The organism is Conyzicola sp., assembly GCF_046714715.1.
In the GTDB taxonomy this organism is placed as follows: domain Bacteria; phylum Actinomycetota; class Actinomycetes; order Actinomycetales; family Microbacteriaceae; genus Conyzicola.
Window position 1 is genome coordinate 18,321 of sequence record NZ_JBKKAD010000051.1, and the last position, 15,954, is coordinate 34,274.

The 15,954-nt window shown below is 66.3% G+C and carries 19 protein-coding genes; 13 read left to right on the forward strand and 6 right to left on the reverse strand.

Features of this window, described 5'->3' with window-relative positions:
* Positions 1–60: 60 nt before the first annotated feature.
* Genes ACLQ6X_RS04155 through ACLQ6X_RS04165 form a run of 3 tightly spaced genes read right to left on the reverse strand, consistent with a single transcriptional unit; the run spans position 61 to position 4,428 of the window.
* Positions 61–2,103, reverse strand: a complete 2,043-nt coding sequence (locus ACLQ6X_RS04155) for a glycosyl hydrolase (protein WP_411698916.1) — start codon at positions 2,101–2,103, stop codon at positions 61–63.
* 4 nt (positions 2,104–2,107) lie between these two features.
* Positions 2,108–2,839 carry an HlyD family efflux transporter periplasmic adaptor subunit gene (locus ACLQ6X_RS04160; RefSeq protein ID WP_411698917.1) on the reverse strand — a complete coding sequence of 244 codons (732 nt, stop codon included), beginning with the start codon at positions 2,837–2,839 and terminating at the stop codon, positions 2,108–2,110.
* Positions 2,836–4,428 carry a glycosyltransferase family 2 protein gene (locus tag ACLQ6X_RS04165; protein ID WP_411698918.1) on the reverse strand — a complete coding sequence of 531 codons (1,593 nt, stop codon included), beginning with the start codon at positions 4,426–4,428 and terminating at the stop codon, positions 2,836–2,838. The genes ACLQ6X_RS04160 and ACLQ6X_RS04165 overlap by 4 nt, the downstream gene beginning before the upstream one ends.
* 719 nt (positions 4,429–5,147) lie before the next feature.
* On the opposite strand from ACLQ6X_RS04165, the gene ACLQ6X_RS04170 reads away from it, so the two are divergent.
* The 10 genes from ACLQ6X_RS04170 to ACLQ6X_RS04215 all read left to right on the forward strand — a co-directional run bounded on the left by ACLQ6X_RS04170 (position 5,148) and on the right by ACLQ6X_RS04215 (position 11,539).
* Entirely contained in the window at positions 5,148–5,603 is a 456-nt protein-coding gene (locus ACLQ6X_RS04170) for a MarR family winged helix-turn-helix transcriptional regulator (RefSeq protein ID WP_411698919.1), read from the forward strand.
* Positions 5,600–6,967 (forward strand): cryptochrome/photolyase family protein, encoded by a 1,368-nt coding sequence (locus tag ACLQ6X_RS04175; protein ID WP_411698920.1) that lies wholly within the window; start codon positions 5,600–5,602, stop codon positions 6,965–6,967. Before ACLQ6X_RS04170 ends, ACLQ6X_RS04175 begins: the two co-directional genes overlap by 4 nt.
* Before the next feature lie 64 nt (positions 6,968–7,031).
* The gene (locus tag ACLQ6X_RS04180; RefSeq protein ID WP_411698921.1) at positions 7,032–7,451 is read left to right on the forward strand and encodes a VOC family protein; all 420 of its coding nucleotides are present in this window, start codon (positions 7,032–7,034) and stop codon (positions 7,449–7,451) included.
* A gap of 249 nt (positions 7,452–7,700) precedes the next feature.
* On the forward strand, positions 7,701–8,219 hold the full coding sequence (locus ACLQ6X_RS04185; protein ID WP_411698922.1) for a hypothetical protein: 519 nt from the start codon (positions 7,701–7,703) through the stop codon (positions 8,217–8,219).
* A gap of 231 nt (positions 8,220–8,450) precedes the next feature.
* Positions 8,451–8,810 (forward strand): ArsR/SmtB family transcription factor, encoded by a 360-nt coding sequence (locus ACLQ6X_RS04190; protein ID WP_411698923.1) that lies wholly within the window; start codon positions 8,451–8,453, stop codon positions 8,808–8,810.
* The gene (locus ACLQ6X_RS04195) at positions 8,800–9,255 is read left to right on the forward strand and encodes an SRPBCC family protein (RefSeq protein ID WP_411698924.1); all 456 of its coding nucleotides are present in this window, start codon (positions 8,800–8,802) and stop codon (positions 9,253–9,255) included. Before ACLQ6X_RS04190 ends, ACLQ6X_RS04195 begins: the two co-directional genes overlap by 11 nt.
* Positions 9,256–9,313: 58 nt before the next feature.
* Positions 9,314–9,874: a dihydrofolate reductase family protein gene (locus ACLQ6X_RS04200; protein WP_411698925.1), complete on the forward strand. Its 561-nt coding sequence runs from the start codon at positions 9,314–9,316 to the stop codon at positions 9,872–9,874.
* A gap of 25 nt (positions 9,875–9,899) precedes the next feature.
* Positions 9,900–10,622 (forward strand): AzlC family ABC transporter permease, encoded by a 723-nt coding sequence (locus ACLQ6X_RS04205; RefSeq protein WP_411698926.1) that lies wholly within the window; start codon positions 9,900–9,902, stop codon positions 10,620–10,622.
* The gene (locus ACLQ6X_RS04210) at positions 10,619–10,933 is read left to right on the forward strand and encodes an AzlD domain-containing protein (RefSeq protein WP_411698927.1); all 315 of its coding nucleotides are present in this window, start codon (positions 10,619–10,621) and stop codon (positions 10,931–10,933) included. The genes ACLQ6X_RS04205 and ACLQ6X_RS04210 overlap by 4 nt, the downstream gene beginning before the upstream one ends.
* 9 nt (positions 10,934–10,942) lie before the next feature.
* Entirely contained in the window at positions 10,943–11,539 is a 597-nt protein-coding gene (locus tag ACLQ6X_RS04215; protein ID WP_411698928.1) for a gamma carbonic anhydrase family protein, read from the forward strand.
* Here ACLQ6X_RS04215 and ACLQ6X_RS04220 read toward each other — a convergent pair.
* A complete protein-coding gene (locus tag ACLQ6X_RS04220; protein WP_411698929.1) occupies positions 11,536–11,901 on the reverse strand; it encodes a PLDc N-terminal domain-containing protein in 366 nt (121 codons plus the stop codon). The genes ACLQ6X_RS04215 and ACLQ6X_RS04220 overlap by 4 nt on opposite strands.
* Positions 11,902–11,952: 51 nt before the next feature.
* On the opposite strand from ACLQ6X_RS04220, the gene ACLQ6X_RS04225 reads away from it, so the two are divergent.
* Entirely contained in the window at positions 11,953–12,354 is a 402-nt protein-coding gene (locus ACLQ6X_RS04225) for a hypothetical protein (protein ID WP_411698930.1), read from the forward strand.
* An 11-nt stretch (positions 12,355–12,365) separates the two neighbouring features.
* On the opposite strand, the gene ACLQ6X_RS04230 is transcribed toward ACLQ6X_RS04225, so the two are convergent.
* Together ACLQ6X_RS04230 and ACLQ6X_RS04235 are read right to left on the reverse strand one after the other, a co-directional pair.
* Positions 12,366–14,255 (reverse strand): amino acid transporter, encoded by a 1,890-nt coding sequence (locus ACLQ6X_RS04230; protein WP_411698933.1) that lies wholly within the window; start codon positions 14,253–14,255, stop codon positions 12,366–12,368.
* Positions 14,256–14,425: 170 nt separating this feature from the next.
* The gene (locus ACLQ6X_RS04235; RefSeq protein WP_411698931.1) at positions 14,426–14,992 is read right to left on the reverse strand and encodes a CG0192-related protein; all 567 of its coding nucleotides are present in this window, start codon (positions 14,990–14,992) and stop codon (positions 14,426–14,428) included.
* A 53-nt stretch (positions 14,993–15,045) separates the two neighbouring features.
* Between ACLQ6X_RS04235 and mtnN the strand changes: the two genes are divergently transcribed.
* Both mtnN and ACLQ6X_RS04245 read left to right on the forward strand, forming a co-directional pair.
* Positions 15,046–15,810, forward strand: a complete 765-nt coding sequence (mtnN, locus tag ACLQ6X_RS04240) for a 5'-methylthioadenosine/S-adenosylhomocysteine nucleosidase (RefSeq protein ID WP_411698932.1) — start codon at positions 15,046–15,048, stop codon at positions 15,808–15,810.
* 67 nt (positions 15,811–15,877) lie between these two features.
* Positions 15,878–15,954: zf-TFIIB domain-containing protein (locus ACLQ6X_RS04245; protein WP_411698934.1), on the forward strand; the 77-nt coding region annotated here is incomplete at its 3' end.

Sequence of the window (15,954 nt, forward strand, 5' to 3'; positions counted from 1 at the left end):
CTCGCGAATGCACTCACCGACTAGCCGTGCCTCGTTCCACATCGGATTATTGTCTTGCGACTACGCGGCCGCGTGAGTCATGAGCCAGGCCAGCATCCAGCTGCGGCTATTGCCGCCATCGATCCTGTCCTCGTTCAAGCCGTCCGCCTGTTCGAGCGCGGCAGCCGCGTCGTCGGGTCCCGCGAGCGCCGAGTACATCAGCAGCGTATCGCCGAAGAGCACGTCGTAGCCGTCGGGCGCGGCATCGGCGATGTTGCTGCGAATGCGCTCCGGGTCGCCGGCGAGGTACTCCGAAACCCCGGTGAGCGGAAGCAGCACGATCCCGAGCATCGCACTCGGCTCCGGGCTGAACCAGGTCGCCCAGTCGCGCTTGCCACCCCAGTTGAGCGAGACGATGGTGTGGTCGTATCCCTCGTAGACCTGCTCGTCGAGATCGAAGTCGGTGTAATAGGCGGAAGCGGATGCCGCCTCGGCCGAAAGCATCCAGGTCGCCTCGGTCTGTAGAGACTCCTGGCCACTCGCGGCCGCCCACAGGGCCAGTCCGTTCCACGCGTTCACTGCCTCAGAGCTGGACTCTTGATTGTTGCCATCGGCGAAAGGCGACGACCCGCTCGCCCAGGAGTGCCCGGCGTAGGCGTCGAATGTGCGCTGTACCGGGAAGACGGTGCTCTCGTCGGCCGTAGTCGTCGCGACGTCAGCCGCGAGCAGGTTCATAACGGGCGCCCACGATGCCGCGAGCTCGGCGTCGTCCGCCGCGATCATCCCGGCCGCGTAGAAGAAGTAACCGTAGTGGAAGTGGTGGTCATTGAACTCGTCAGAGCCGTACGACGCGTCGAGTCCGACGATTCCCTTGGCCTTGTCGTCGTAGACGAAGCAGCGCGCGGTGCGCTGTTCACAGCCGTCCGCTTCCGTCCATGTGTCAAGTTCGTCGACGATGAGGGCTTTCAGGGTCGCGGCCGAATCCTCGGCGCCCAGCTGCTCGGCTAGGCTCCACAGGTTCGCGGCGCGGGCGAGGCCCTTACCCGCGTAGTACGTGTCGCTCGCGAAGGCGGGCATGCTCGCGGTGTCGGCCGCGACCTGCGCGACGAGCCGCGCGGTATCGTCGGCGCCGAGCGTCGTGACGTCGATCGCCCCGCTCGCCGCGAGGGTCTCGACCGACCAGCTCAGTTGCGAGCCAGCGATCACCCGCATTGTGCCGTAAATACTGCTGTAGCTCGCGAGGCCCTCGTCTGCGCCCGCTGCCCGCTGGTGCGGCATCGACGCGATAAGGGTGGGCTCGCCGTCGGCCGTGGTGTAGCCGATGGTCGTGGTGGCACTGTCGGCTGTCACCTCGTAGCCGAGCGTCGTGCTCGTGATCGGATGCGTCGCCGCCTCGGCGAAGAGATCCAGGTCGCCGTCGTCGGGGAGGGCGAACCAGGTAGCCGTCTCTCCGGCCGCGAGAGTAAGTTCGCCTCCGGAGACGTCGCCCGTCGAGACCAGGCCGTAGGTAGTGCCGCCGACTTCGGTGGTCAGCACGCCGTCTGCCACCGACGAAGTGAATTCCGTCGGGATCGAAAGAGAGGATGCCGCGGTGAAGCTCACGAACGGAGAGCCCTGCGCGATGACGGTGCTGCCGAGTTCGGTGTCGCCGTCGTACTGGGCGATGGTGACGGATGCCGCATCGTAGGCGGTCACGACCTGGCTGTCGGCGCCGACATCGGCCTCGACCGCAGGCATGAAGCCACCCGCGATGTTCTTCGCCGTCGCGGTGACCGTCGGCAGGCCCAGCTCGAAGCCCGAATCGCTCAGCTTGAACGAGAGCGGCAGGGGGAAGACCGCCATCGACTCCTCGCCGAAGACCAGTCCGGAGAACCACGTGTTGGTGGGCGGGAGGAGTCCGTCGGCGAGTCGCGCCTGCGGGAGGGCCTTCACGGTCTTCTCGGGAACGGCGGCGACGAGGGAGGCGATCTCGGCGTCGGGAAACACCGTGTCGCCGCTGGCGCCGGCCGAACCAGCGCCAGCCGCCTGTGGTGAGGATGGCTGTGTCATGCAGCCGCTGAGCGCGACGGCCACCGCGGCGGCCGTGAGGAAAGCGAGGGGTAGGCGACTCTGTCGGGCGCGCATCGGATCAGACTCCGATCTTGCGCATGAAGTCCTGCAGGCCGTCTTTAACGCCGGCGAAGACGCCGTCGTCGCGCAGCAGCAGGGTGGCAGCGACGGGGGTTCCGCGCTTCACCAATCCGTTGTACGAGCCCTCAACGAGTCCCGTGCTCTGCACGAGCACGGTGGACTCGGCCTTGCCATTCGTCGTCTCCACGTCGATGGACTCCACCGTTCCCGACACCACCTGTTGGTTCGGCAGCAGGATGTCGACGGAGGCGCCGTCTTCGATGCGCGCGTAATCGCGGGCGCTCAACTCGTACTCGGCAGTGACGAACAGGGATCCCGATTCGTCGATGTTGGCGAGCACTTGCCCCGCCTGCACGAAGGACCCGCTCTCGGTGGAGAGGTCGGACACGGTGCCGGATACCGCTGCTGTGAGGGTGATGAGGCCGTCGTCATCAACCGTGTAGGCAACGGTCTGCGGCTTGAACAGGCCTTGGGCAAGGTCGGACTCGAGCGAGGGGCTCTGCAGCGTGAATAGGGCCTGGCCCGCCTTGACGCGGTCGCCGTTCTCCACCTCGGCGGAGACCACCGTTCCGCCGTAGTCGATACCCACGGGGTAGCGCTTCGCCTCGATAGATGCGGAGCTGCTGGCGACCTGCGACTGGCGCTGGTTGAACACGACGGTGAGGCCGGCGACGACGACGAGCACGGAGATGAACCCCGCGACGAGCTTGAAACGGTTGATCCAGGTCATGAGATGAGTGCCTTTCCTGTCGAGCTGAGCTCGAAAGTGTCGATGGGTTCGAGCAGTTTTGCTTTGGCCGCGCGACGTGCCGAGCGCCGGATGAGGCGGGATTCGCGGGAAGCGGCGAAGACGAAACTGCCGAGGATGACGGTATTGGTGACGTTCCACGCGGTGGCAAGGGTGAACACGCCGTTGTCGAGGTCGCGCGCGACCGCGACGAAGGAGGTGAGAAGGAGGAAGACGAAGAACAGCACCTGCGGGATCATGAAGTTGAACGGCGATGACGCGGCGGACTTGTCGCCCGTGGCGCTCCACTTCTGCTCCTTGCCGGTGAGCACGTTCCAGAGCGCGGCGACGTAAATCGGGAACGACGCGGTGGCGAGCATCAGCGTCTCCCAACGGAAGGACCCCATCGTGTAGAAAGCCAGCACGATTTGCATCACGTAGAAGCCGCCGTAGTAGAGGGCCCACGTGAGCACGGTGGTCGACAGGTTCATCGGCCGCAGATCGAAGTAGATCTCCATCGGAGGAACCAGCAGCAGCAGCAACGGGCAGATGCCGGTGATGTAGAACGAGGCGGTGACCAAGTACTGCAGACGCTGGTCGAGGGTGAGGTTGCGCTTGCGGCTCAACGGGTTGTGACGCAACAGGATCTCGAATCCGCCGGTAGCCCAGCGCAGCTGCTGCTTCGTGTACGCCTCGACGGTGTCGGGAGCGTCTCCGACGGCCAACTCCATCGGGATGTAGATGGTGCGCCATCCGGCCTCGTGCAGCACCAGCGAGGTCCATACGTCTTCCGACTTGGAGTCGGTGTAGATACCGCCGACCTCGTCGATGGCTTTCCGGCGGAAGATCACGTTCGTGCCGACGCAGAACGCGGCGTTGAAGCGGTTGCGACCAGGCTGGATGAACCGGTAGAAAACCGACTGCATGTAACCGGCGCCCCGGGAGATGACGTTGTGCAGGTTGCCGTACTTCTGCGGCGTCTGCACGAAGGCCACGTTCCCGTCCGAGAAGAAGGGAACCGTCTCCTCGAGGAACTCCGGCTTCGGAACGAAGTCGGCGTCGAAGATAGCGAAGAAGTTACCCTTCGAGAGCGACAGCGCGTGGTTGACGTTGCCCGCCTTCGCGCCGCCCGAGCTCAGTCGACGGACATACCGCGCCCCCAGTTCGGCCGCGAGATCGCGCACCTCGTCGGACTTGCCGTCGTCGAGGATCCAGGTGAGGTGTTCCCCCCGCATCGCGACCGCCGCCGTGACGGTGCGACGGATCGCGTCGATCGACTCACCGTACGTCGTGATGAAAACGTCGACGGTAGCGGACGACCCGTCGAGGTAGAGCGGACGCTCGGAGGGATTACCGAACCGCTTGAGGTCGCGGGAGCTGTACAGCCCGTCCTTCGCACGGTGGAAGGCGAAGTCCCGCGGATCTTGCGAACCCGACAGGATCGTCCACATCGACAGCAGGGCTTGGGTGATCAGCACGAGTTCCGCGATGATCACCATCGCGTAGGGGAGCCAGTCGCCGCGGCTCGCGGGGTTCAGCAGGAACCCGGTATAGGCGATGATGCCCACCGTAGCGATGAGGACGAGCAGCACGAGCGAGGGCGAATGCGCCTTGCTCGGTTCGATCAGTCGCGCTTTGGTGGTCGCGGTGGACTCGTCGAGCGACTCGATTGGATCCGTTCGCTCGTGTTTTTGGGCGCGCGGAAGAGGTCGTGAGACATGGGTAATCAAATCCTGGGTTCTTTCGGGTAGACATCAGGCGGGAAAACGGCGCACGGCTTCGCGGGGGTCGCAAAGCGCTGCGTAGGGGCGCCGTCGACGTAGGTAAGCACGGTCGACGACGATGCGGCGACAAGGCCGGACAGGAAATCGAACGTTGGGCCCACACCAGAACGGGCACGCTTCGTACGACTTCTCACTACACGCTATAACCGTCAAGTTAGACACTTGCTGTACACCGAGATGCCTTGCAAAGAACAGACGCTTGCTGTATCAGCAGGCGGGCGCACGGGATATCAGGACGGCTACCCCAACACATGACGGATACAAAGAAAGGGTCCGGCGGCGAGCGCATTCGGCAAACTCGCAGAAATATAACGGTTCGATAACTAGCGCTCCGTTACCTACCCGTTATATATTTCAAGGGCAGAAGTTGTTTGCTGTGGCAGCTGATGCGGAATGTGATTGCAGGACACTCTTGGTGCAAGGGAGAGGGTCGGTTTCTAGCCTCTGAAACCGACCCTCAATCCTGTTTAAGGGGTCATTTCTGAACCTGATTCCTTGTCACCCCCATTGCGCGACTGTCGGTGCGGATGCATAGAGTTGCTCTCGTGAGTGAAAAATCGCTAGCCGTCGACGCGTGGGAGTCTCTGTTCCGCGCCCAAGTGACAGTCCTCCGCCAACTCAACGCCGAGTTCCCCACCGCCGAGCTGTCGTTCAACGAGTACGACGTGCTGTTCAACCTCTCCCGCCAGCCTCAGCGCGCGCTGCGCATCCGCGACCTCAACCGTCACCTGCTGCTCACCCAGCCGAGCGTCAGCAGGCTCGTCGACCGGCTGGTCCACCGCGAGCTCGTGACCAAAGAGAGCGATCCCGGCGACGGCCGCGGCACGATCGTGCGCATCACCGAGACGGGCTACACGCTCTTCCGCCGGGTCGCCGTCGTGCACGCCGAGTCGATCCGCAACCGCGTCGGCGGAATCCTCAACACCGACGAACTGCGCCAGCTCACCGCGCTCACCGAGAAGCTGCGGCTCGGCGCACGGTGACCGACCAGCGACCATCCATCGTCTGGCTGCGCGACGACCTGCGACTAGCCGACAACCCCGCCCTCACCGCCGCCGTCACCCGCGGCGCTCCGGTCGTGGTCGTCTACCTGCTCGATGAGGTGAGCCGTGGCATCCGGCCCCTCGGCGGCGCTTCGAAATGGTGGCTGCACCACAGCCTCGTCTCGCTCGCAGCCGATCTCGCGGCCCGCGGCGCCACGCTGGTGCTGCGCCGGGGAGCCGCCGAGGTCGAGATCCCCAAGCTGGTGAGCGAGACGGATGCCGGAGCGGTCTTCTGGAACCGCCGGTACGGCCGGTCCCGCGACATCGACGCCGCCCTGAAGTCACAGCTGCGCGACGACGGCCGCGAGGTCGAGAGCTTCCGCGCCAACCTGCTCTTCGAGCCCTGGACGATCACGACCCAGGAGGGCAACCCCTACCGCGTCTACACACAGTTCTGGAAGAGCTGCCTCGAGCAGGGCGTCGCGCGCGATCCGCTCGACGCGCCCACGAGCATCCGCGGGTTCGACGCCGCCAGCGACGACCTCGACACCGGGGGCCTGCTGCCTACGAAGCCCGACTGGGCCGCCGGACTGCGCGAGCACTGCGCTCCAGGCGAGAACAACGCGCACGACCGCCTCGAGGGCTTCGCCAACGACGTGCTCGAGAGCTACCACCGGCGCGACGAACCGGGCATCGAGGCGACCAGCGGACTCAGCCCGCACCTGCGTTTCGGCGAGATCAGCCCGCTGCAGATCTGGCACCGGCTGCGCGGCGCGCTCCCCCGCGAGGCGCAGGGCAACGCCGCGAAGTTCCTCGGCGAGGTGGGCTGGCGCGAGTTCAACTACAACATCCTCTTCCACTCCCCCGAGCTGCACGAACGCAACTACCGCTCGGCCTTCGACGCGTTCCCGTGGGCCGACACCCCCGAGTGGGAGATCGACGCCTGGCGTCACGGCAAGACGGGTGTGCCGCTCGTCGACGCCGGCATGCGCGAGCTATGGCAGACCGGCACCATGCACAACCGCGTGCGCATGGTCACCGCCAGCTTCCTGATCAAGAACCTGCTCGTCGACTGGCGCGTGGGCGAGGCCTGGTTCTGGGACACGCTCGTCGACGCCGACGAGGCGAACAACCCCGCGAACTGGCAGTGGGTCGCGGGCAGCGGTGCGGATGCCGCCCCCTACTTCCGCGTGTTCAATCCGGTTCTGCAGGCCCAGAAGTTCGACAAGGGCGGACGCTACATCCGGCGTTGGGTTCCCGAACTCGAGGCCGGCGAATATCCGCTCGAGCCGATCGTCGACCTGGCCCAGTCGCGTCGCGACGCACTGAAGGCCTACGACACGATGAAGGCCACGTCGGGCTAGACGGTTGCGGTGCCTCCTCCGCGCGCTCCACAATGCAGGAACCAACTACGAGGAGGTTTTTGTTATGCCCACACGACTCAATCCCTATCTGAGCTTCCGCGACAACGCGCGCGAGGCCATGGAGTTCTACACGTCGGTATTCGGTGGCGAACTCACGGTCAGCACCTTCGGCGAATTCGGCATGGACCAGGATCCCGACGAAAAAGACAAGATCATGCACGCCCAGTTGGAGAGCCCGAACGGGCTCGTGCTGATGGGAGCCGACACCCCCAACTCGATGGACTACACCGTGGGCACCAGCATCTCGGTCTCGCTCAGCGGAGACGACGACGACGAACTGCACGGCTACTGGGACAAGCTGATCGAGGGCGGAGAGGTGTACCAGCCGCTCGAGAAGGCGCCCTGGGGCGATAGCTTCGGCATGTGCGCCGACCGGTTCGGCGTGAACTGGATGGTGAACATCGCCGGCACCTCGCGCGAGTAGCAAAGAGTCACGCGAAGCACTGCCAGCACTCACTCAGGAAAAATTCTCGACCCGGCGGCTTCCGCGAGTTGGCGGGGCAGGATGCGGCACCACAATTCTCGAATCGGTCGCAATCTGCCCCGAAAAGGCGGCGTTCGCGGTTCCGGCCCAATCCGTTTGCCCGGCGTTCTCCGGACCCTCTGTGCACTCGGAAACGACCGGCCTCACTGGTTCGGGGAGATTCGAGTGCTGACATGAAGGAGTTCAGCAATGAACAACATCACGAAGAAGACCCTGCTCGCCACCGGTGGAACCGCTGCTGCGGCCGCTCTCGCCATCGTCGGCTTTGCCGGTCCCGCATCAGCCGACACGACGTCGGACTCGTCGAGCGAGTACAGCTCGACGGACACCACCACCCACCTTTTCGGTGATATCTCCGACCTCTTCGGCAACGTGTCTCTCGCCGGACAGTCCCCCGTCGTCATCGCCCCTCAGGTGGGCGATGTGACCACAGGCGACGCCCTGAGCGGCAACGACGTGAGCGCGCCGGTCACGGCCCCCGTGGCATCCGGCAATGACACTGCGGTCGAGGCTCCCGTGACCGCGCCCGTCACCGCCCCGGTCACGACTGACGTCCCCGTGACCGCGCCCGTTACCGGCGGCGACACGTCCACCGACATCGGCGCCGGCGTGAGCGTGAGCGACATCGTCGACAACGCGACCGACGTGGACGGCCTCATCGGCGACGTCACCGGCGGCCTCGGACTCGACAGCGTGCTCGGACGCTAGTCCCAGAACAAACAGGCGGGCCCCTCGCCTAGGCGAGGGGCCCTCCGTCGTTAAGCGGCCAACGCCGACCGGTGGCTCGATCGTTCCCGCAACTCAGGCAGATCCTCGGATGCTGCGGGGCGGGGCCCGGGACTTCCCCGGTAACCGGCGCCGCGGCATCCGAGGATCTCTATTCTGCCTGAGTTGCGAAAATCATTGAACCCCTGGGTTCAGTGATGTATAGTGAACCTTATGGTTCAGCTAAACTCTCTCGACCGCACCTTCGCCGCTCTCGCCGACTCGACGAGGCGCGGCATCCTTGCCCGGCTGGCCGACGGACCGGCGACGATCGGCGAGCTCGCAGAACCGACGGGCATGACGCTGACCGGTCTCAAAAAGCACGTGCAGGTGCTCGAGGATGCCGGACTCGTCACCACCGCCAAAGTCGGCCGGTCTCGCGAGTGCCGGCTGGGCACCGAACGGCTGGACGACCTCATGGAATGGATCACTCTCTACCAGCGCCTCTGGGAGCGTCGACTCGACGGGCTCGAGGCCTACTTCACCCTCAACCCAGAAAGCACCCCGCAGAAAGGCCAGAACAATGACGAATGAAACCGACACCATCAGCCTCACGATGAGCCGCCAGCTGCCGGCGACACCCGAGCAGGTCTTCGACGCCTATACCGACGCCGAGAAGCAGAAGATCTGGTTCAGCATCCTCGACGAAGAGCCGGGAATCGTAGAGATCGAGGTCGACCTGCGCGTGGGCGGCCAGCAGACCGCCGTGTGGGGTCCGAGCCGCGACGAGCTGTTCACCGAGACCCAGGTGTTCCGCGAGATCGACCGCCCGCACCGGCTGGTGACCACCTCGACCGGCAGCACCCCCGACGGCCAGACCATGACCACCGATGTCGTGGTCACCTTCGAGGCGAACGACGGCGGCACCCTGATGACCGCGACCCAGACCGGATTCCCCGACCTGCAGACGCGCGACTTCTTCAACCAGTACGCCTGGGTGGGCGCCTTCGACCGCATCGAGGCCTACCTGAGCCGTTGACTCGGGCGTCGCGCCCTCCGCAGAATGGTCGGGTCACCGACGACACGGAGGGCGCGACATGGGCAAACTCATCTACACCGGCATCACCTCGCTCGACGGCCATATCGCCGACGAGGCGGGCAACTTCGACTGGAGCGCTCCCGACGAAGAGGTGCACGCCTTCGTCAACGACCTCGAGCGCCCCATCGGCACCCACCTCTACGGGCGGCGCCTCTACGAGGTGATGCGCGTCTGGCAAACCATGCCCGTCGAAGGAGAACCCGCCGAGATAGCCGACTACGCGCAGATCTGGCGCGCGGCCGAGAAGATCGTGTACTCGAACTCCCTCGCCGAGGTGAGCACGCCGAAAACCCGCCTCGAGCGCGGCTTCGACCCCGAAGTCATCCGGGGTCTGAAAAAATCCGAAGAACGCGACCTCTCTATCGGCGGCCCCGGCCTCGCGGCGTTCGCCATCGCGGCCGAGCTCGTCGACGAGTTCGCGGTGTTCGTGAACCCGGTGGTGGTCGGCGGCGGCACCCGGTATCTGCCCGACCGGGTGAAGGTCGACCTCGAGCTCGTGCACGAACACCGCTTCGGCAACGGCGTGGTCTACCTGAGTTACCGCACGCGCACCGCGTAGAGGCGTTCTGCACTACTTTCGTTCTATGGCGACACCCTCCGTTCCTGTCGATCCGGCACGGCGGGCCGTCATCAAGCAGGGCATTTCGGTGGCCATCGCGACCGGCCTCTACGGCATCAGCTTCGGCGCCCTCGCGGTGGCGAGCGGCCTGACGATCTGGCAGACCTGTGTCACGTCGCTGCTGCTGTTCAGCGGCGGCTCGCAGTTCGCGCTCATCGGCGTGCTCGGCGGAGGCGGCGGTGTCGGCGCCGCGGTCGCCGCATCGTCGCTGCTCGGCGTGCGCAACACGCTCTACGGCCTGCAGCTCACCTCGACGATGGCACCCCGCGGGCTGTGGCGCGTCCCCGTGGCCCAGCTGACGATCGACGAGTCGACCGCGGTGGCGATCGCGCAAGACGCCCCGCCGAACCGCCGGTTGGGCTTCTGGGTAACCGGCATCGGAATCTATGTCGGTTGGAATGTGATGACCCTGGTCGGCGCCCTCGTGGGCGACGCGATCGGCGATCCGAAACAGTACGGGTTGGATGCCGCGGCCTCCGCCGCCTTCATCGCGCTGCTCTGGCCGCGCCTGAAATCCCGGCAGCCGATGGCCGTGGCGATCGCCGCGGCCGTGGTCGCCGCGACGCTCGTGCCCGTGGTGCCCGTCGGCATCCCGGTGATCGCGGCCGCACTGGTGGCGGTGCTGGTGGGGCTGTTCACCCGGCAGAGCACACCCGAACCGCAGCGACCGGAAGGGACGACCCCGTGACCGTCTGGATCGCCATCATCGGCGCCTCGCTCATCGCCTTCGCCCTCAAGTTCGCCGGGTACACCGTGCCGCCGAGCTTCCTCGAGAGGCCGCGGGTCTCCCGTGCGACCGACCTGCTGCCGGCCGCGCTGCTCGCCGCCCTCGTGGTGATGCAGACCTTCACGACGGGCGACGCCCTCGTGCTCGACGCCCGGGCCGCCGGCCTCATCGCCGCGATCATCGCCCTATTGCTGCGCGCCCCGTTCATCGTGGTGGTCATCGCGGCGGCCGCTACGGCGGCGGCGCTGCGGGCGTTGCTCGGCTGGCCCTAGGCTCTGGGCATGATCATCGAACACCGCGGCAGGCGACCGGCCGTGCACGAGTCGGCGTACGTCTCCCCAGCCGCCGTTCTCAGCGGCGACGTGACGGTGGGAGCCGGTTCCCGCATCCTGCACGGGGCAGTGCTAAGCGCCGAAGACGGCCCGGTGAACATTGGCGAAAACGTGGTGGTGATGGAGAACGCCGTCGTGCGCGGCCGCGCCGGCCATCCGGCCAGGGTGGGCGACAGCGTGATGATCGGACCGCACGCGCACGTCAACGGGGCGACGATCGAGGCGCGCGGCTTCGTGGCAACGGGCGCGTCGCTTTTCCCGGGGTCGACCTTGGGTGCCGGCGCCGAGGTGCGCATCAACGGCGTGGTTCAGGTCAACACCCGTCTCGCGGAGGACACCGTCGTTCCCATCGGCTGGGTCGCGGTGGGCGACCCGGCCCAGCTGTTCGCGCCCGACCGTCACGACGACATCTGGGCGGTGCAACGCGAACTCGGCTTCGCGGCCACCGTCTACGGCGTGGGACCCGAGGCGACCATGGACGACATCATGCGCGGTCAGTCGCAGTTCTTCGCCGCCCATCGCGACGACACCGTCTTGGACGGTTAGTCGCTGATACGGTCACGCCGATCGACGATTTCGGCCTCGAGCCGGTCGATTCGGGCCTGCTTCTCGTGGAACTCGATCTCGGCCTCGAGGTCGGCGAGTTCCTGTTCGGTCGTTCTGAACCCGCGCTCCGCGGGCTTCGGCTCGTGTCGGCTGGGATCTCCGAAACTGATGTACTCCCGCTGCGGCGCGTAGTCGTGGCCCACCACGAACCACACGATGCTGCCGATGAGCGGCAGGAAGACGACCAGCAGAATCCACCCGATCTTCGGGAGGTGCTTCGCCTCCCCCTCGGGCCGCGTGATGATGTCGACGAGCGCGCCGACGATCAGCGCGAGGACCAGGATCGGGATCACTAGAGACATGAGGCATAGTCTAATCAGCGGGCGGGCGCTGAGGATAGGTAATATTGCTGGGTGAGCGGCGAAGACATCCTCGGACTGGTTTTTGAGACGCTGATCCTTCTCGGATCCGTCTGCGCCGCGGTGTGCCTCGCAGTCTGGCTGATCATGCGGGCCGCCAGCAGCTCGCTGCTCGAGACCACGGCGATCATCCTCCCCTCCGACGAGCTGGCTACCGCCCGGTGGATGGCCGACGACGGACGGCTCTACTCGCGCGAACTCTCCCACCACGAGCACGATGAAGTGGGGGCGCTCGAGAGCGTGCCGGTCTTCTACAGCCGCCGCTCGCCCGAGACGATCAGGTTCGCGCGCCACAGCGAGGCGCAGCGCGCGGTCTTCGTGTTGTTCGCCATCACCGCCGGAATTGGAATCGTGAGTTCCGTGGCATCCGTGATTCTGCTCGTCATCGAAGGCTGATCCGCTCGCGACTAACTGACGTGCACGTCGGGCCGCTGGCCTCGCTTGGCTTCCGCGCGTCGCAGCACCTCGCGCGTGACCGGGGCGACCTCGCCCGTTCCGGTGATCAGGAAGCGGAACATGTTCGAGATGGGATTGCCCTCCGTCCACTCGAAGTAGATACCGGGCACGATGCCGGTCTGGTCGCGGATGGCGAGCAACACGGCGGCGAGCGTGTTCGGTACGTTTCCGCTGTTCACGAGCAGCACGCGGTAGCCGTGACGCACCACCCCGCGCACGACGAGGTCTTCTTCGAAATTGGATGAATCACCCGGGTGCACCTCGATGAACAGCACCGGCGCCCGAGACGGGATTCCGCTGTCGCGCCGCTCCTCTTTGAGTTTCGCGCTGTACTCGAGGGCGGTGCCGTCGCTCGGCTCGTGCGAGATCACATGAATAGCGCCGTAGTCGTCGGCGTCAGCGGCGACAAAACGCGTGGCCTCGTCGTCGAGCACGACCGATGTGGCCCGCAGCTGGAACGACCGCTGAACCCGCGAGACGATCGACACCACGAGGATGCCGAGGATGAACAACGCCGCAATGCGCACGCCGTCCGGGCGCTCGATCACGTTGACCACGGTCGTGTAGATGAACACGAGCGAGATGATCGCGAAACCTACGGTGCGCTTGTCTTGGCGTTTGTGCAATGCGGAGAGGGTGACCGCCACCGACGCCGAGGTGATGAGCACGAGCACGCCGGTGGCGTAGGCCCCGCCCTGCGCGTCGACGTCGGCCTGGAACGCGATAGTAATGGCGAAGGCCACGACGGTGAACACGATCACGAGGGGACGCACCGCGCGCGCCCACTGCGGGGCCATGCCGTAGCGGGGCAAGTAACGCGGTACGAGGTTGAGCAGCCCGGCCATCGCGGAGGCGCCGGCGAACCATAGGATGCAGATCGTGCTCACGTCGTAGAGCGTGCCGAACCCGTCGCCGAGGTAGGCGTGCGCGAGGTAGGCGAGGGCGCGGCCGTTGGCCTCCCCGCCCGACTGGAACTCCTCCTGCGGGATGAGGAACGTCGTGACGATACTCGACGTGATGAGGAAGGCGCTCATGATGAGGGCCGCCGTCGTGAGCAGGCGCTGCGCCCCGCGGATGCGCCCCTCGGGGTTCTGCTCGGTGTCGCGCGCGCCGCCCGAGATCTGCGGCATGACCGCGACGCCCGTTTCGAAACCGGAGAGGCCTAGCGCCAGCTTCGGAAACACCAGCAGGGCGATGCCCACCATGAGCAACGGGTTGCTGTGCTGCGCGGTGAGTGCGGCCCACCAATCGTCTACCACGGTGAAGTCACTACCGATGTGGAAGAAGGACACCACGATGACGATGGCGTTGAGGGCGAGGAAGACCGCCACGAGCACGACCGCGATGCTGATCGCCTCTTTGAACCCGCGCAGGAAGACGGCGGCGAGAAGCCCGACGAAAATGAGGGTGATCAGCACCTCGTTGCCTTCGAACCACGCCGGGGCGAACGGGTTCTCGACGGCATGAGCCGTGGCATCCGCGGCCGACAGGGTGATGGTGATCATGAAGTCGGTGGCGGCGAAGCCGAGCAATACGAGCACGAACAACTTGCCACCCCACCACGGCAGCAGCCGCTCAAGCATGGCGATCGAGCCTTCGCCGCGGAAGCTCTCGCGCGCGACGCGGCGGTAGACGGGCAAAGCCCCGAACAGGGTGAGTGCGACGAGCACGATCGTCGCAAGCGGCGACAGCAGGCCCGCCGCGACTGCCGCGATCGCCGGCTGGTAGCCGAGCGTGGAGAAGTAGTCGACGCCGGTCAGGCACATCACCCGCCACCAGGAGTGCGTCTTCTCGACCGATTCTGCGTGCGGGCCAGGATGCGAGGCGGCCCGTTCCGGCATCCCGCGCAGCAGCCACGCGCGTGACTTCGCAAAGTGTGCAGCCTCTTGCTCTGTCGTCCGCGACACCGAATCCCCCAAAATCTGCGTGAGGTTCAAGGCTAGGTGGGGCCTCGTGGGGGCTCCGGCCCTTCGCCGTTAGGATTCCGTAAGGATTCGGGCCGGCCCGCGGTTCAGCTCTCGATGGTCACCAGCAGCACGGGCGCCGAGTGCTCGCCCCAGGTTCCGGTGAGCACGGCGCCCTCGCCCGCCGCGCCCGGCTCGGGGTAGCGGATCACGGTCACGCGCCCTCGTCCCTCGGGACCGGCGCCGCTGCCCTGCACGCGGGCCGTCGGCTCGCGGGTGACCATCACGCCGTCGATCTCGATCGTGAGCTCGGCCTCGTGGCCGCCGGTGGCCACAGCGTCAGTCACCGCCGCGACGTAGACCGGGTCGCCGAGCCCGTCGTAGACCCAGCGCGATCCGAGCACCGAGTGCTCCGTCGTTCCGATGAGCCACCGCTCGGCACCCTCGAGGGGTGCGCCGCGATAGGTGACCGGCACCTGCATGACGGCGCCATCCGCACCGGCTGTCAGGATCGTCTCGATGCCCACCTGGCCGTCGGGATCGTCGAAGCGGTAGGCCGCGACGGGGGTCAACTGCTCGCCGGGCACACCGCGGAACCACGGCTGGCCCGGAAGCCAGTCCCGCACGAGGTCGAGCTTGGACGGGGTGATCGTCGCCTGATGGAGGAGTGCCATGCGCCCACTCTATTCACCGGGGTCGCGCCGGGTGGGCGATGATGGAGGCACCTATGAATATCGCGCGCCCGTCTGACTCCCCCGCGGTGAGCGGCATCGCCGCAGTCATCCTCGTCGCAATGCCCGACGAAGAAGCTCCGTTCCTCGAACGCGCGACGACGGCGGGCGAGCCCGTCTCCGTCGGTCTGGCCGTCCATCGGTACATCGAGATCGCGGGACGCACCGTGCTGCTCGTCCGCACCGGCATCGGCCTGGTCAACGCGGCGGGCGCGGCCACGAGCGCGATCCTCGAGTCGGCTCCCGCTGACGGCGAGACCGGCGCGCTCGTCATCAGCGCGGGCACCGCGGGCGGCGTCGGCGAGTGGGTGCGGGTCGGCGACGTGGTCGTCGGCACCGACTACATCAACATCGACGCCGACGCGCGGGCCTTCGGCTACGTGCTCGGGCAGGTGCCCCGCATGCCCGCGTCGTACACAGCGAGCAGCGCGGCCATCGAGGCGTTTGCGCGAAGCGGCCACCTCGACGACGTCTCGCCATCCGGTGTGCACTTCGGGCTCATCGCGTCGAGCTACTCGTTCGTCACGCCCGAGCGCGCGCTCTCGATCCGCGCAGCGCTGCCGGGCACACTCGCCACCGACATGGAATCGGTCGCGATCGCCCAGACGTCGTATGTGCACAAACGGGAGTTCGTCTCGGTGCGCGCGATCTCCGACCTGTGCGGACCGGTCGCGCACACCGACTTTCTCACCCACGTGGATGACGCGGCGAAGCGCTCGGCCGACGCGGTCGTAGCCCTGCTGGGCGAACTGCCCCGCTGAACGCACTCTCAGGCTGAGACCGGTTGCGCTGACTAAAATTCGAGCGCCACGATTCTTGGAGGATCCCATGAAGTGTCCGAACGATTCAGCCACCCTCGTCATGAGCGAACGCAGCGGCGTCGAGATCGACTACTGCCCCGAGTG

What these genes read in the sequence shown, in the direction of transcription:
- ACLQ6X_RS04235 (WP_411698931.1), bottom strand. Translation starts at nt 14,992, where the DNA reads ATGGCACTCCTCCATCAGGCGACGATCACCCCGTCCAAGCTCGACCTC.
- ACLQ6X_RS04215 (WP_411698928.1), top strand. Translation starts at nt 10,943, where the DNA reads ATGATCATCGAACACCGCGGCAGGCGACCGGCCGTGCACGAGTCGGCG.
- ACLQ6X_RS04170 (WP_411698919.1), top strand. Translation starts at nt 5,148, where the DNA reads ATGCATAGAGTTGCTCTCGTGAGTGAAAAATCGCTAGCCGTCGACGCG.
- mtnN (WP_411698932.1), top strand. Translation starts at nt 15,046, where the DNA reads ATGAATATCGCGCGCCCGTCTGACTCCCCCGCGGTGAGCGGCATCGCC.
- ACLQ6X_RS04205 (WP_411698926.1), top strand. Translation starts at nt 9,900, where the DNA reads ATGGCGACACCCTCCGTTCCTGTCGATCCGGCACGGCGGGCCGTCATC.
- ACLQ6X_RS04200 (WP_411698925.1), top strand. Translation starts at nt 9,314, where the DNA reads ATGGGCAAACTCATCTACACCGGCATCACCTCGCTCGACGGCCATATC.
- ACLQ6X_RS04220 (WP_411698929.1), bottom strand. Translation starts at nt 11,901, where the DNA reads ATGTCTCTAGTGATCCCGATCCTGGTCCTCGCGCTGATCGTCGGCGCG.
- ACLQ6X_RS04160 (WP_411698917.1), bottom strand. Translation starts at nt 2,839, where the DNA reads ATGACCTGGATCAACCGTTTCAAGCTCGTCGCGGGGTTCATCTCCGTG.
- ACLQ6X_RS04230 (WP_411698933.1), bottom strand. Translation starts at nt 14,255, where the DNA reads ATGCCGGAACGGGCCGCCTCGCATCCTGGCCCGCACGCAGAATCGGTC.
- ACLQ6X_RS04190 (WP_411698923.1), top strand. Translation starts at nt 8,451, where the DNA reads ATGGTTCAGCTAAACTCTCTCGACCGCACCTTCGCCGCTCTCGCCGAC.
- ACLQ6X_RS04185 (WP_411698922.1), top strand. Translation starts at nt 7,701, where the DNA reads ATGAACAACATCACGAAGAAGACCCTGCTCGCCACCGGTGGAACCGCT.
- ACLQ6X_RS04180 (WP_411698921.1), top strand. Translation starts at nt 7,032, where the DNA reads ATGCCCACACGACTCAATCCCTATCTGAGCTTCCGCGACAACGCGCGC.
- ACLQ6X_RS04155 (WP_411698916.1), bottom strand. Translation starts at nt 2,103, where the DNA reads ATGCGCGCCCGACAGAGTCGCCTACCCCTCGCTTTCCTCACGGCCGCC.
- ACLQ6X_RS04195 (WP_411698924.1), top strand. Translation starts at nt 8,800, where the DNA reads ATGACGAATGAAACCGACACCATCAGCCTCACGATGAGCCGCCAGCTG.